The organism is Bacillus sp. SRL543, from assembly GCF_984799205.1.
Window position 1 is genome coordinate 4,060,784 of sequence record NZ_OZ481794.1, and the last position, 15,526, is coordinate 4,076,309.

Below are 15,526 nucleotides of genomic sequence, written 5' to 3' on the forward strand. Positions count from 1 at the left end.
CTATTCCTCCACCTGTTGATCTTTAATTTCAAGCAGAATACTGCTCAGTTTTTCATAGGTTGTGATGAACTGCTCTATCTCCTGCTGGTCAAATTTTTTGATAAAAGATTCAACCAGTTTGTTGATTCTTTGCTCGGTTTCCGAAAAAAGCTCCCTGCCTTTTTCAGAAAGCGTCAAGTATACGACCCTGCGGTCCTTTTCGTCACGTGTCCGTTCAATCAGGCCCTTCTCAAACAGCCTGTTAATAATGGCTGTGATCGCACTTTTTTTGACATCAAACACTTCAGCCAATTCCGTTGAAGTGCAGTTTTCAGAATGGTGGATGTATCTGAGCGTGTAATGCTGGTCATTCGTCAGTTCATCCCCAAGCTGGCACTTCACCAGGTTCTCGCCCGTCTTGTTTACTGAAAAGGAAACGGATATGTACCGGTCCACTAAGTCTTTTATATTTTCATGCGGCATGCATTATTCACCTCTCCTGCTGTAAAGTTCTACTCTTTAATAATTCAACACTTTAACTAATTTATCTTAATTGTATTTTTCTGTCAAGGGGGAGCTTTTGACTAAAAATTGAACCTATATGGATTTCATATAATTAAACTATTTCTATTTCTGTAACGATGAGTTTTTCCGGGTATCTGCTTATTATGGGGTGTTGATTTCCGTTGCAGGCACTTCGCTTTCCGCGGGGCGGCGCTGAGCCTCCTCACGCTTGCGCGCTGCGGGGTCTCAGCTTTGCCGCTACTTTCCCGCTGGAGTCTTCGTGCCTTCCACTGCATTCAACGGGTTTTTGAAATTTCGTGCTGCTATACATCAGTGTTATTTAAAACACTTAGCAAAAAAAGGGTACGGAATGAGATTATTCCGTACCCTTTTTTCTTTTATTTACTTAGTCGATTAAGTTTTTCTGTTTCAGGAAGTCGATTGCTACTTCGCGCGGGTTTTCTTTGTCGAGGTCGACTCTGGCATTCATTTCAGCCATTTCTTCTTCGGAGATCTGGCCGGCCAGCTCGTTGATTGTATCCCCAAGCTCCGGATACTTCTCGAGCGTCTCCTTTCTGACAATAGGGGCTGCATAATAAGGTGGAAAGAACTTCTTGTCGTCCTCCAGAACCTTAAGGTTGAAACGGACAAGCCTTCCATCAGTCGTATAGGCCGGGATGGCATCCACTTCCCCTTCTCTTACAGCCGAGTACATCAAATTGGGATCAAGGCTCCTCTTTTCCTGGAAGTTTAAATTATATGTCTCCACAAAAGGATCATAACCATCCTCCCTTTCAAAGAAATCCGTCGGGCCGCCGAAGTTTATTTCTGGTGAAAATGGAGCCAGATCAGAAATCGTTGCAGCCTGATACTTCTTGTCGGTTTCTTCATTTACAGCCAGTGCGTATGTGTTTTGAAAACCGAGCGGCTTCATCCACTCCAGATCATACTGCTCACTGTAGCCTTTTTTGACCCTGTCGTAAATTTCATCCGCACTATTCTCCGGGTTATATTCCTCTTTCAGTATGGTCAGCAGGCCTGTTCCCGTATATTCAACATACATATCGATATCGGCTTTTCTGATCGCCTGAGTCAATATTGGCGTTTCCCCTAAACCATCCTGAACCCTGACATTATAATCTGTTTTGTCTTTGATATACTCTGAGACAATATGAGGGAGGATATATTGCTCAGTCCACTTCTTTCCGGCAATCACAATGGCTTCTTCGTCTTCTCCGCCGCCGCGCATTCCAAAGAATATGGCGATGGCAGCAATTGGGATCAGAATAATAGAAGCACGTTTCCAGGAGAACCTTTTTCCTGATCTTGGATCTGTAGCGGTTTCAATCCGTTTCAGCAAGAGATCTATGACGATGGCAAGTACAGCTGCAGGGATCGCACCAGCTAGCACGAGTTCATTCCTTGCTGTCGAAAGCCCTCTGTAGATCAAGTCCCCAAGCCCCCCGGCACCAATAAATGCTGCGAGAGTGGCGACACCTATAGTCAATACAGTTGCTGTTCTTAAGCCGGCCATGATAAACGGCAAGGCAAGGGGGAGCTCGATCATACGAAGGATCTGATTCTTCGTCATCCCCATGCCGCGCCCAGCTTCGACTGCTGACTGGTCCACACCGTTAATGCCTGTGTAAGTATTCCTGAGCAGGGGCAGCAGAGCATAAACGGTAAGTGCTATGATAGCTGTAATATTTCCGATCCCAAATAAGGGAAGAAGGAATCCGAACAAGGCAAGGCTTGGAATCGTCTGAAAAATGGAAGCAACCCCAATGACCGGTTCAGCGATTCTTTTTCTTCTCGCAATAAAAATCCCCGCCGGAATGGCAATCAAAGTAGCTATAACAATGGACACAAGTGATAAAAATAAATGCTGCTGAAGAGCATCCAGTATTTCAGACCATCTTGTCCGGAAGACATCGATAAGCAGCGCAAAAAAGTTATCATTATTCATTTGCTGCTCCGCCTCCTTCCACAGCTGGTGAAATTCTCATTCCTGCCAAGCCTCTCATCATGGTGGACCTTGTTATCAGACCAGTCACTTTTCCTTCGAGCAGGACCGGTATAATCTGTGCCCCTCTTGCAAAAATTTCGGCCACTTCAGGATAGGCAGTGCCGCTTTCGACTGAAGGAACATCCGTGCTCATAATGTCCCCCAGCGTTTTATCTTCATCATGGTAATACTTTTCAACATTATCGATTGTAGCCACTCCCAGCAGCTCATTCTGCTGGTTTGTTATCAGCAGGGAGTCCACTTTGTATGTTTTCATCATCTTCAATGCCTGTGCGAGCCCTCTGCCTGGACGGGATGTGATCACTTTTTTCAACATTAAATCCTCGGCTTGCGGATGCTCATTTTCACCGGCATTCAATCGTTCCTCTCCGATAAAGCCTTTTACAAATTCATTTTTAGGATAACGGAGTATTTTCTCCGGTGTATCAAATTGGATGATTTCCCCATCCTTCATGATCGCTATCCGGTCTGCAATTTTAATGGCTTCATCCATATCATGCGTTACAAACACGATCGTCTTCTTAATACTTTCCTGCAGATTGACAAGCTCATCCTGAAGCTGTTCACGGCTGATCGGATCCAGTGCGCTGAAGGGCTCGTCCATCAGGATAATCGGCGGTTCGGCCGCCAAGGCGCGGATGACGCCGACACGCTGCTGCTGACCGCCGGATAGCTCGCCCGGGAACCGGGTCCGGTATTCTTTAGGATCCAGGCCGACAAGCTCCAGTAATTCATCCACTTTTTCTGAGTACTGCTCCTTATCCCAGCCCTTGAGCCTTGGAACAAGAGTGATATTATCTTCAATGGTCATATGAGGCAGCAGGCCGATTTGCTGAATGACATAGCCGATATTACGCCGGAGCTTGACCGGGTCCTGCTTGGCAATATCCTCTCCATTAATCAGGATCTGGCCGCTGGACGGTTCAATTAGCCGGTTAATCATTCTCATGGTTGTCGTTTTTCCGCAGCCGCTCGGCCCGATCAGCGCAACCAGTTCTCCTTCATCTATATGGAAATCGATATCCTTCAGGGCAACGAAGCCGTCCGGATACTTTTTTCCGACATGCTTAAAAGTAATCAATCATCAACGCCTCTTTCACTATGTAATGTTTAAGATTAACATGCCCAAAAACAGGCAGCTTGAATGAAGGCACAGAAAAAAATCAGGCTGTAGCTTCAAAAGCAGCCAGGCATACTCTAATGGATTTGCAAAATGGTATTAGACAAGAGTTCTGCCAGTGGCAGATGCAGATAAATGCGGGAATTTCAAAGACAGGAAGATCCTGAAAAATTGATTTGCCTTATATGGCACTGAGGATAGAGGCCATCATATCGCGGATTCAGCAAATCAATATGTTGAACAGGCTTTCGCCATTTCCAAATATTCAGCAGTTTAACCGGTGCTGACCGTTAAAGCCGTCGTCCATAACGCAATAAGTGAAATCCCATAACAATGATTTTTTGCAGCTTACCTCCTTTTTATCAGCCCAACTTTTTACCCATTTTCTATTTAATTGTATACATAAATGACACAGTTTTTCAAATTTTATTAACATATCAACTGTTTTAACTGGCTGCAAAATTCAATATTAGAGGTTTTTTCGTCAATTGAGCTCGGATTTAACAACACAGCACATAATCTGCCAGCTTATATTTTGTTTTTTAATCAATTGGACCAGGATTCTACCAACTCCGACATTTATTTCACCAATTGAGCATATAATCTACCGAATCGGCCGATTTTCTACCGAATTTTCCAATTATTCTACCAAATGAACATCTATCCTGCCGAACCGCCTGTTTTCACCAATCTGCACCTCCTCTGCCCGCCACGCCATTTATTTACCAATTAAACACCTATCAGCCGGCTCTTCCATGCTGGAATCCAGCCCTGTCTACCGCAATTTAATTCCCCTCTCATAAAACAAAAAGGCTGCCATTATGGCAGCCAAGCTATGATATGAAAACAGGGGTCTCGCAGCATGTAACTCTGTTTCTGCCTGCGGATTTTGATTGATATAAAGCCGTATCTGCATTGTGAAGCAGGCGTTCGAGCGTCATTCCCGGTGCTGCTTCTGCCGCTCCAAAGCTCGCAGTCAAGAAGATCATTCCCTTTTCAGAAGTCAGATGCCCTGCTTCAATCCTGCTCCTGATTTTTTCCGCCTTCTCTGCCGCTTCCTCAAGATTTGCACCAGGGAGGCAAATAACAAATTCCTCTCCCCCGTAGCGGGCAAAAATCGAATTCCCGCCAAGCTGGCTTCCGCTGATCCGCGCTATATGCCGAAGCGCCTCATCGCCCTGCAGGTGTCCGTGCTTATCATTGATATGCTTAAAGAAATCGATGTCAAATAGTATAACTGACATATTTTCCCCGGCGTCTGCCGCTTCCTGTAGTAGCCTGCCGCTCTGTTCAATGAAGTATGTCCGGTTATAGATGCCTGTCAGCCCATCTTTAAAAGCAAGCTCCTCCAGTTCCTGCCTTAGCAGTACTTCCTGGGTGATATTGCTAAGGATCACCGTTGTCCCAGTAAGTTCCCCGCTGCTTTTTTTTATAGGAAAGGTATGGATCTGAAGATAAGTTTCTGCCGCTCCCTCCAGTTTATGGATGCCCGAATAACTGCCGCCATCTGCCCCGGCCCGCGAATATCCGGCAACTGGCTGGAGAACCGCCTTCATATTTTCCCCGATCAGGCTGGAGTTAAGATCAGGCAGCATCTCCTCAGCCGCTGGATTATAATCAACAAGCCCATCATCCTTGGCAAAAACGAGGACACCATCGCGCATACTTTCAAAAACACGCTCCTTTGCAATCGGTGCAGCGGTCAGCCTGTCCATGAAAAAGGCACGCAAATATAAAAAGGAGGTGAGGCACATGACCATTGGAACAGGATCCATGCCGTAAGGGGAAAAACCCATTAAATAGAGAAAAGAGGCTGTCATGGGGATTGTCAGCCCCGCAAACATGGTAATAAGCTGCCTTCTGTAGGCAAAGCCTGCCCTCTTCCAGTACCAGACAACCAGACATGCTCCTGCAAAAAGGCTGCCAAATGTAAAGCTGCCATGAATCACATACCAAAAGCCCACATCCATATCCACGAGCAGGTATGCTCCCTCTTGATGCAGATGATACTGGCTGTAAAAAAGGCCATGCCAGTCATTTGTCATCACCATCAGCAGGCTGATGGCAGGGATGGTAAAAAAAAGAATAAGATTGAGGCGGGTCAAAAATCTGTCCAAGCCGGTGAATCTCATGACCATCACTAATGTGATAGGGGAAATGAAGGGCAGGCCCGCATATTGAAAGACAATCCAGAACTTGATTTCTGCCAGCGAATCAGCTGTCAGCTCAAAAGCATGCCCGAATATGTAGATAGCCGAAGTCGCTGCTATCCAGACAAAGACATTGCCGGCAGCAAATGTTTTTCTTTTAGCATATGCATACAAGCCCAAAATGCTTGTCAGGACTCCGGACACAGAAATCAGGACGGCATAACTAAAAATATCTGAGTTCATTATATTCACCAGGTTAATTTTTTGCTTTAATGTTACCATAACCCGGAAGGAAAAAGTATATAATCCGGTAGATGCCTTATGTCATTTCTGCCAGAAAAAAACCTGCCGGACTTTTTGTCCGGCAGGCCGTTATGTAGCGGCAGCCTTTATCAATGGCTGCCGTATTGCTTATTCAGGCTCAAACGTCTTACAGTCGGTTTCTTCATTGGTGCTCGCTTTCTTTCCAGTGATAGCTCCGACAAAAATTTCGTCCGCCCCGCATTTCCTGCCGTTGCGGTTAAACTTGCAATTGACTACTTCACATAATACATCCTGTGCCACTCTAACCACCTCCTGTGAGATTTGTAAAGTGAGACTAGTGTTTCTGATTAAGTAGCACTTAATAGTCTATTCCCGCATTGCGGCATTATAAACGCTTTTAGATGGAAGCTGCCGGACAGCCGGGCAAGCAATTACCATAAGAACCCTACTCTATCAGGCCTTCATTCTGCAGGAATTCCCTCGCTGTGTCCTCAGCACTCATTCCATCAACATTGACTTTATAGTTCATTTCCCGCATCTGGTCGTCTGTGATTTTTCCTGCCAGTTTATTCAAAGCATCCGCGACTTCCGGATGATCTTCAAGCGTTTCTTTCTTTAAGAGAGGTGCACCCTGGTAAGGCGGGAAAAGGTTTTTGTCATCTTCAAGCACCTTCAGATTATAGGCTTCCAGCTCACTGTCCGTTGAATAGGCATCCACCATATTGATATCGCCTGTTTCCACGGCACTATAGCGGAGCTTGGGCTCCATCGTTTTCACATTAGGGAACTCTATGCCATACAGCTTCTGTATGCCCCGGTAGCCATCCTCCCTGTCTGAAAACTCCAGTGTAAAGCCCGGGCTGATATTCTGCTGCACGGCTTTTACATCTGAAATCGTTTCAAGTCCATATTGTGATGCCAGCTCTTCCGGCACAGCCAGTGCATATGTATTGTTATAATCCATCGGTTCCAGCATCTCCAGTTCAAACTCCTCTGCCATGCCGTCCCTTGCCTGCTCATACACTTCCTGCCGGTCTGTGCTCACTGCCGTTTCTTTTAAAAATTCCGAAATGGCTGTTCCTGTGAATTCAGGATATATATCAATATCACCTGAACGGAGCGCGTTGAACACAAAAGAAGTCTTGCCAAGCCCTGGCTGCAAATCAACACTCATATCGGTTTCCTCTTCAATGAGGATTTTGTACATATTGATCAGGATTTCCGGTTCAGAGCCAAGCTTTCCGGCAATCACGAGATCTTTTTCGCCTTTGCCGGAAACAAACGGCAGCACCATGATGACAATGGCTGCAAGGGCGATCGCCCCCAGCGGGATCAGGGATTTTTTAAACGATATTTTCTCGAATCTCCTCAGCAGCAGATCAAATAATATGGCCAGCAATGCAGCCGGGATCGCACCCAGCACAATGAGGGACGTATTGTTCCGGTCAATGCCGAGAAGGATGATATCCCCAAGGCCTCCTGCACCGATCAAAGCTGCGAGAGTTGCTGTCCCGACGATCAGGACCATTGCCGTCCGGATCCCTGCCATGATCACTGGCATGGATAGAGGCAATTCTACTTTAACAAGCCGTTTCCAGCTGTTCATCCCCATGGCCCTTGCCGCTTCAATAAGAGAAGGCTCTACTTCATTTATGCCTGTATACGTATTCCTCAGGATCGGCAGCAGGGCATAGACGATCAGCGCGATGCTTGCAGGCACTTTCCCGATCCCGAACAGCGGGATGAGGAGCCCAAGCAAGGCAAGGGAAGGAATGGTCTGCAGCACCGCTGTAACGCCGATGACTGCCTCAGCTGCTCTTTTATGACGCGTCAGATAAATTCCGAGCGGGATTGAAATCAAGACAGCGAAGAAAAGCGCAATAAATGAGATTTGTATATGTTCTATGAGTGCACTGAAAAGCTCGGATTGCCTCTCTTTAAAAACACCGGCCAATTCATTCATTTAGAGCCCCCCTTTCCCCTAAGCTGCCTGCCGCATGCCTGATGGCTTCCCTGCGGCTGATCATACCGATGATGGTCCCGTCTTTTTCAACAGGTATCTCTTCCCTGTCAGTCAGCAGTTCCAGCACTTCCTTTAAACTGGCCGAAGCTGCGACCGCTTCAGCAGACACACTTTCGGCATATCCGGCTTTCATCATTTTTTCAGCTGTAATCTCGCGGCCTGCTCCGGCCTGTGCACCGATAAATTCACGCACAAAGTCATCTGCCGGTTTTTCAATGATTTCCTCAGGCGAAGCCAGCTGCACAATCTTTCCTTCCTTCATGACGCAAATCCTGTCACCCAGTTTAAGAGCTTCCTGAATGTCATGCGTCACAAACACAATCGTCTTCTTAATATTGCGCTGCAAATCAAGAAGATCATCCTGCAGCTTTTCCCTGCTTAAAGGGTCAAGTGCACTGAAGGGCTCGTCCATCAGAATGATTTCAGGGTCGGCTGCAAGGGCGCGGATGACGCCGATCCTCTGCTGCTGCCCGCCGGAAAGCTCGCTCGGCTTCCTCGTCAAATACACCTCCGGCTCGAGCCCGACCATAGTCAGCAGCTCTGCCGCCCGCTTACGGATCTTCTCCCGCTCCCACTTTTTCAATTCAGGGACAACGGCTATATTTTCTTCGATCGTCATATGCGGAAAAAGCGCGATTGACTGCAGCACATAGCCGATGCTCCATCTTAATTCGTGGATATCATACTCGCTGATCCTTTTCCCCTCTATCCTGATCGTGCCTTTCGTGAGATCGATCAGCCTGTTGATCATCTTGAGCGTCGTTGTCTTCCCGCAGCCGCTCGGCCCGATCAGCACAAAGAACTCTCCTTTTTTTATCGTAAAATCCAGGGACTCTGCCGCCATTGTTCCGCCTGGATACTCTTTTGTCACACCCTCAAACTCTATCATGGCTTCTCTCCTTTTCATTGTTCCTGCTTACTGTATGTATAGGCCCCATTCATATTATCGCCTTTTTTGAGCTGCCTGCAGCTTCTGTACCGGAAAATTTAACCATCCCTATACATTAGCTCTATTAACTACCCTGATTCCCCGTTTTCCAAACCATAGCATTTTTAGCCATTCTCATCAATTTTCTATATTCTTTAAAAATGGCTTTGTTAGTTTTCCATATTGATCAGGGGCTCATGCGCGGGTAACTTTATTTCTGATGCATTTCAGCACAGCTTTAAAAATAAATCAGCCAGGAGTGATCCTCCTGGCTTTGTTTTGTTTATTTGCTGTAATACTCTTCCAGGTATTCGGATACCTGTTCTGGTGTTTTTGCATTCGCGCTGTGAAGATGTCCAAGCTTTTCGCCGTTCTTGAATACCAGCAGGCTCGGAATGCCCATTACATTATATTCAGCAGCCAGGTCCGGGAGCTCATCCTTGTTCAGCTCAAATAAAGGGAACTCCTGGAATTCCTCAAGCACACTCGGCATGAACATATCCATCCTTTTGCAGTCCGGGCACCAGTCAGCAAAAAACTTCACTGTGACCGCTTCCCCGCTGCCGATTTTCTCTCTGAATTCTTTTTCTGTTTTGATCATATTTGCCATTCTCATCATCCTCCTGCCCCCATTATATACAAATCGCTTCTTTCTATCCTCAAACTTGCTTTACATCGAAAACAGCGAGCTTCCGTGTTAAACTTAAGCATAAAAGAACACAAGTGAAGGAGCATGCGACGATGAAAACTTTATGCTTGCTGGGAAGTACCCGCAAAAATGGCAATTCAGAATATCTGGCAGGAAAAATCCTTGAAGGAACAGACCATACTATTGTCCACCTGGCCGATAAGCATATTGAAGCAATCCACGACCAGCGTCATGCTGAAGGCGGCTTTGACCCGGTCCATGATGACTATGATGAATTGATCGAGCTGATCTTCAGCCATGATGTCATCCTGTTTGCCACTCCTCTGTACTGGTACGGAATGAGCGGCCCGATGAAGAACTTTTTTGATAGATGGTCCCAGTACCTTCGTGACGAACGCTTCAATTTAAAAGAAGAACTTGCCAAGAAAAAAGCCTATGTAGCCGTAACAGGCGGCACAAGCGCAAAAATCAAGGGACTTCCGCTCATCCAGCAATTCGAATATATATTTGAATTTGTCGGCATGGAATTCGCCGACTATATCATCGGCGCCGGCGTCAAGCCCGGCGAGGTAAAGGAAGACCAGATTGCGCTGGCTAAAGCAGAGGTTTGGAATAGGGGATTGCGCTCTTAATAAGGAAAGGACCTGCGGGGAGGCAGGTCCTTTTTACCGGACTGTCAAGAGTCCTTAGCTAACTCTCTTATATTCGCGATTTTGCTCTCAATGAAAGAAACGAATCTATCATCCTTCTGCGCTTTAAAGATACTAATAGTTATATCATAATAAGCAAGTGCCTGATTGTAATTCTTTAAGCCTTCATAACTTATGCTCAGATAATAATTAAGTTCCCCAAAATAATCCAGCAGATTAGCCTTCACGCACCAGTCAATGCCTTTATAGCAGTATTCTATTGCCTTATTATATTGGTGGAGCGCCCATAAACTTCTTGCCTGATTATACAGTACCTTTGTTTTCAGGTCCTTGTTTTGCAGCTGCGGCAGTTCATTAATAATCCGCGAGGCTTCTACAAGCAAATCATAGCACTGCTGGAATTCTTTTATATCATAGTGGAAGATGCCCATGCTGATATAAATCTCAAGCTCTGATTCCGTCCAGATAGAGGCATTTATATGGGTCAAATCGATAGCTTCTTGTAATATTGAAATACTTTTTTCGAAATTCTTTTCCAAATAAAAAGTGTAGATTCCTTTATTCCAGAGAACAACCTGGTGATACTCAGGATTTTCAAGCACCTGCGGATTTCTTTCTTCAACAGCCACAATTCTCCGGAGCTCATCATAATCAAGCTCCTTCCTGGCAGCATAGAGCTGTTCCATCACATCCTCAACATACTCATTGCTTGCAATTCCATTCATCCCGAAGAAATAGGAGATATCCACCCCCAGCCTTCTTGCAATAAGGTAGAGAGTGGAAGAAAGCGGGATGATATCCCCCCGCTCAATTTTGCTGATCTGTGCCTGGGTACAGATGCCTTCTGACAGTTCACTCTGCTTGAGGCCTCTTGAAACTCTTAAATCTTTAATTTTTTTCCCGAGATTGCTGCCAAAAATGTTCAATCTATCACGTCCTGGATCTTCTGTTTATTGTAGAATAGCAAGAAATCCAGCAAAATAAAAATATTTAAGCAGGAGGAATTTTTTTAAAATGGCTTCAGCACCATTAATACTATTAAAACCACTGCTGCCAGATGTGTATAAACGGTGAAAGGCTGCTGTTCCTTGTTTATGCGGTGGTAAGATTCAGGCAGTGATTCGTCCTTTTCATGATGATTTGCAAGAAGCTCCTGCTGCGCTTTGACTTTCTTCGGCAGGACAGCCGCAACAATAGGCTGTACGGAAATAAAGATGATAATAGAAATGATATACCAGACCTGCTTAAATAAAGCCGGATTCAAAGCTCCGAAAATCAAACCGGTAATCAATAGTATAATACTTCCGTATTTTGCGAGCTTCTCGACTCTCTCATTAATCGAAATGCAAAGTCTTGCCTGTGAAACAGTCTTTGGAGCCTTCGAGATAATGGGCTGCGCAAAAGCAGCGCCCAGGCCGCACACCGCGGCAATGATATGCACTGTAAGCAGGATAGAATAAAAAGTCAAAGATAAAGTCCCCTTTCAAACTAATTTTTTGCCTCTTTTGTATAATAATACATTTTTGGAAAAATATGAGCAATTTTTACTAATTTTATGGATATTTTTTCTATAAAGTTGGCTAATATGTATGGTTGCCCATTATTTTGATGGCCTTCATAAGGAAATTGGCACATGTATTGTAATTCGAAGAAGGTATGGGGGGATTATTTCAACAATAAAAAAGCCTGAATCTCCCATCGGGAAAATTCAGGCTTTATAATTTGAAATTTAATCCACCAAAGTATGTATGGTGGAGACGGTGGGAGTCGAACCCACGTCCAGAAACATCGCCACTTAAGCTTCTACGAGTGTAGTCAGCATATTTGCAATTCGCTGCATCTTATGCCTGCTGACAGGCGTCCGTGCAGCTAGTCTGGTTATTCTCTTCCTTCATCCTCAGACGGCGAAATCCGGCGTAGTCCACTTAAAGTGAGTCCCTTACCCTACCACATGGACGATGGAGGGAGGAACCGCTAAGCGCTATTAGGCAGCTAAAGCGAAGTTGTTTTGTTGTTTGCCAGTTATAGGCGTTGACGTTTTAACGAGGCCGATCCCCTCGACTCGCAACCTAAGCTCGAACTATCCCTGTCGAATCCGTAACGTCCCCATATCGGGCAAATGAGCATAAGCATCATTTTCCGCAAAAGAGTCGGTGCGAATCTTATTCTGCCACGCGATTTTGACGCCGGGAGCGCTCGAAATAGAAGAGCGTAAGTCAGTAGCATCGCTGCTACAATACTTATTATAGCATATACAGCGCGAATATCAATTGTTAAGTCCTGGATTTACATTTTCTGACTCTCGCGGAATGCCCGCTCGATATCGCGGCTTGCTTCTTTCTTCTTTAACGTTTCACGCTTATCATAATTCTTCTTACCCTTCGCCAGGCCGATCAAAACTTTCGCAAAGCCATTTTTCAAGTACAGCTTTAATGGAACGATAGAAAAACCGGCTTCCTTCGTTTCGCCGATCAGTTTGCCGATCTCTTTATTGTGCAGCAGCAGCTTCCTTGTCCGGAGCGGATCATGGTTATAGCGGTTTCCCTGTTCATAAGGGCTGACATGCATGCCGATAAGGAATATCTCCCCATTGATGATTCGTGCATAAGAATCCTTCAGCTGCACCCTTCCTCCGCGGATCGCCTTGATTTCTGTACCCTGCAGGACGATTCCCGCTTCGTATGTCTCTTCGATGAAATAATCATGATACGCTTTTTTATTCTGGGCGATAACTTTGCCCGTTCCCTTTGGCATATGAACTTCCCCCTCAATCTCTTACAATGATTTTACCAAAATTCTCTCCCTGCAACAATCATGACCTTATATCGGAAAGGAGAGCCACTTGGATGGCTCTCCCGGTTTCGGCTCGTCACCGTTTCTTTTTCTTACGCTTCGCTTTTGGTGCATTTTCGAAATGCTTTTTCTCCTTCTTGCCAGGGCCGCCGCTGCTTTTGCCTTGTGAGCTGCCGCCGCGTCCTTTCGGGCCTTCGCCGGCTTTTCCTCTGCGTGGTTTCTTTTCTGTGCTGCCCGTCTTGAACACTCTCGGCGACTCGCGGTCATCACGCTTCCGCGGGCCTTTCATGCCGACGATTTCAAAGTCGATGGAGCGCTCATCTTTGTTGACATTGATGACGCGGACAGTAATTTCGTCCCCGATGCGGAACACATTGCCGGTCTTCTCGCCGATCATAGCAAAATGGCGCTCATCATAGCGGTAATAATCATCCGTCATATAACTGACATGGATCAGCCCTTCTATTGTGTTCGGCAATTCGACGAACATGCCGAAGTTTGTAACCGAGCTGATGATGCCATCATATTCTTCGCCGATTTTATCAGCCATATATTCGGCCTTTTTCAGCTCATCTGTTTCCCTTTCAGCTTCCACCGCGCGGCGCTCCATATTGGAGGAATGGTCGGCAATATCAGGAAGCCTTGAATTCATCCGCTCCCTTGTGGCCTGGCTCAGATCGCCTTCAATTAGGTAGGTGCGGATGAGCCTGTGGACAACCAGGTCCGGATAACGGCGGATCGGGGAAGTGAAATGAGTGTAGAACTCAGTCGACAGCCCGAAGTGGCCAAGACTCTCCGGATTATATTTCGCCTGCTGCATCGAACGCAGCATAACAGTGGAGATCACCATTTCCTCAGGTGTTCCCTGCACCTCTTCGATAATTTCCTGGAGGGCGCGCGGATGCACGGAGTTGGCGGTGCCTTTCACGATATAGCCGAAGTTTGTAATAAACTCAAAGAATCTTCTCAGCTTATCTTCCTTCGGATCTTCGTGGATACGGTAGATGAACGGCACATCCATCCAGTGGAAATGCTCGGCGACCGTTTCATTTGCCGCAAGCATGAATTCCTCAATCAGGCGTTCTGCCACAGAACGCTCGCGGAGGACAACATCGCTCGGCTTCCCTTCTTCATCTACAAGAACTTTTGACTCTTTAAAATCAAAGTCGATGGCGCCGCGGCCCATCCGCTTCTTGCGGAGTACGCCTGCAAGCTCCTCCATAAGCTGGAACATCGGAACAAGCGGTTCATAACGGTTCATCAGCTCTTCGTCTTTATCCGTTAGGATCTTATTGACGTCAGTATAGGTCATGCGCTCTGTTGTTTTGATGACACTCTGGAAAATCTCATGTTTGACCACTTCGCCGGAGCTGTCCATTTCCATCTCACAAGAAAGGGTCAGGCGGTCCACCTGCGGATTAAGGGAACAGATGCCATTGGAAAGCCTGTGCGGGATCATCGGGATGACCCGGTCTACCAGGTACACACTTGTCGCCCTTTCTTCCGCTTCCTGGTCGATCGCCGTGTTCTCGCGCACATAATAAGTCACATCGGCAATATGTACTCCGAGCTTGTAGTTACCGTTCTCAAGCTTCGTAACAGTGACAGCATCATCCAGGTCCTTTGCATCAGCGCCATCAATGGTTACAATTGTCTGATCGCGCAGGTCGCGCCGGTTCTTGATTTCACTTTCATCAATGCTGTCAGGTGTATCATTCGCCTGCTCCAGCACTTCTTTCGGGAATTCCATCGGCAGCCCGTGCTTATGGATGACAGACAGGATATCGACGCCCGGATCATTTTTATGGCCGAGGATCTCAATGACTTCCCCTTCAGCGCTCTTGCGCCCTTCCGGATACGTCGTCAGCTTGACAACGACCTTATGCCCTTCTATTGCCCCTTTGGAGGCTGATTTAGGGATGAAAATGTCGCTGGCGAACTTTTTGTCATCAGGAAGCACAAAGCCGAAATTCTTGCTTTCTACATAAGTCCCGACAATCTGCTGGACGCCGCGCTCGAGAATCCTGACGACTGTCCCTTCGCGCCGCTGTCCGGAAGATTCAGAAGATACTCTGGCAAGGACAATATCGCCGTGCATGGCATTATTCGTCTCATTCGGCGGGATGAAGATATCATCCAGGCCGGGCTCTTCCGGTATCACAAAAGCAAAGCCCTTCGCATGGCCGGACAGTTTCCCTTTGATCAGATTCATTTTTTCCGGCAGGCCGTAGCGGTTGCTGCGTGTCCGGACAACAAGGCCTTTCTGCTCCATAACAACGAGCGCCTTCACAAAGTCTTTAAAATCGGAAGAATCCTCGATTCCGAATGCCTCTTCCATCTCCTGGACGGTCAGAGGCTTGTATGCTTCATCTTTCATAAAGTGGAGAAGCTTATCCACGATTTGCTTAATATTATTTTCCATCTATACTATCCCTCCTAA

At 46.3% G+C, this 15,526-nt stretch carries 13 protein-coding genes and 1 other RNA gene; 1 reads left to right on the forward strand and 13 read right to left on the reverse strand.

What is annotated here, in order from left to right; translation table 11 throughout:
* The 8 genes from AC4E8B_RS20795 to AC4E8B_RS20830 all read right to left on the reverse strand — a co-directional run bounded on the left by AC4E8B_RS20795 (position 1) and on the right by AC4E8B_RS20830 (position 9,604).
* Positions 1-462 (reverse strand): MarR family winged helix-turn-helix transcriptional regulator, encoded by a 462-nt coding sequence (locus AC4E8B_RS20795; RefSeq protein WP_490215297.1) that lies wholly within the window; start codon positions 460-462, stop codon positions 1-3.
* A 427-nt stretch (positions 463-889) separates the two neighbouring features.
* A complete protein-coding gene (locus AC4E8B_RS20800) occupies positions 890-2,449 on the reverse strand; it encodes a glycine betaine ABC transporter substrate-binding protein (protein WP_490215298.1) in 1,560 nt (519 codons plus the stop codon).
* Positions 2,442-3,590: an ABC transporter ATP-binding protein gene (locus tag AC4E8B_RS20805; protein WP_490215299.1), complete on the reverse strand. Its 1,149-nt coding sequence runs from the start codon at positions 3,588-3,590 to the stop codon at positions 2,442-2,444. The genes AC4E8B_RS20800 and AC4E8B_RS20805 overlap by 8 nt, the downstream gene beginning before the upstream one ends.
* 872 nt (positions 3,591-4,462) lie before the next feature.
* Positions 4,463-6,022, reverse strand: a complete 1,560-nt coding sequence (locus tag AC4E8B_RS20810) for a histidine kinase N-terminal 7TM domain-containing diguanylate cyclase (RefSeq protein WP_490215300.1) — start codon at positions 6,020-6,022, stop codon at positions 4,463-4,465.
* 168 nt (positions 6,023-6,190) lie between these two features.
* Positions 6,191-6,343 (reverse strand): DUF1540 domain-containing protein, encoded by a 153-nt coding sequence (locus AC4E8B_RS20815; RefSeq protein ID WP_224902431.1) that lies wholly within the window; start codon positions 6,341-6,343, stop codon positions 6,191-6,193.
* Between the two features lie 145 nt (positions 6,344-6,488).
* Positions 6,489-8,006: an osmoprotectant update ABC transporter permease/substrate-binding subunit OpuFB gene (opuFB, locus tag AC4E8B_RS20820; protein ID WP_490215301.1), complete on the reverse strand. Its 1,518-nt coding sequence runs from the start codon at positions 8,004-8,006 to the stop codon at positions 6,489-6,491.
* Positions 7,999-8,955, reverse strand: a complete 957-nt coding sequence (gene opuFA / locus AC4E8B_RS20825) for an osmoprotectant update ABC transporter ATP-binding subunit OpuFA (RefSeq protein WP_490215302.1) — start codon at positions 8,953-8,955, stop codon at positions 7,999-8,001. Before opuFA ends, opuFB begins: the two co-directional genes overlap by 8 nt.
* 322 nt (positions 8,956-9,277) lie before the next feature.
* Positions 9,278-9,604: a thioredoxin family protein gene (locus AC4E8B_RS20830; RefSeq protein WP_490215304.1), complete on the reverse strand. Its 327-nt coding sequence runs from the start codon at positions 9,602-9,604 to the stop codon at positions 9,278-9,280.
* Positions 9,605-9,735: 131 nt separating this feature from the next.
* Here AC4E8B_RS20830 and AC4E8B_RS20835 point away from each other — a divergent pair, with 131 nt between their 5' ends.
* Positions 9,736-10,275, forward strand: coding sequence for a flavodoxin family protein (locus AC4E8B_RS20835; protein WP_490215305.1), 540 nt, complete (start codon positions 9,736-9,738; stop codon positions 10,273-10,275).
* A gap of 44 nt (positions 10,276-10,319) precedes the next feature.
* Here AC4E8B_RS20835 and AC4E8B_RS20840 read toward each other — a convergent pair whose 3' ends face one another.
* The 5 genes from AC4E8B_RS20840 to rnr form a co-directional block, all read right to left on the reverse strand.
* The gene (locus tag AC4E8B_RS20840; RefSeq protein ID WP_490215307.1) at positions 10,320-11,219 is read right to left on the reverse strand and encodes a helix-turn-helix domain-containing protein; all 900 of its coding nucleotides are present in this window, start codon (positions 11,217-11,219) and stop codon (positions 10,320-10,322) included.
* A gap of 83 nt (positions 11,220-11,302) precedes the next feature.
* Positions 11,303-11,761, reverse strand: coding sequence for a DUF2269 domain-containing protein (locus AC4E8B_RS20845; RefSeq protein ID WP_490215308.1), 459 nt, complete (start codon positions 11,759-11,761; stop codon positions 11,303-11,305).
* 281 nt (positions 11,762-12,042) lie between these two features.
* Positions 12,043-12,401, reverse strand: a transfer-messenger RNA (tmRNA) gene (ssrA, locus tag AC4E8B_RS20850).
* Between the two features lie 178 nt (positions 12,402-12,579).
* Positions 12,580-13,047: an SsrA-binding protein SmpB gene (gene smpB, locus AC4E8B_RS20855; protein ID WP_490215309.1), complete on the reverse strand. Its 468-nt coding sequence runs from the start codon at positions 13,045-13,047 to the stop codon at positions 12,580-12,582.
* A gap of 115 nt (positions 13,048-13,162) precedes the next feature.
* Positions 13,163-15,508, reverse strand: a complete 2,346-nt coding sequence (rnr, locus tag AC4E8B_RS20860; protein ID WP_490215310.1) for a ribonuclease R — start codon at positions 15,506-15,508, stop codon at positions 13,163-13,165.
* Positions 15,509-15,526 lie beyond the last annotated feature (18 nt).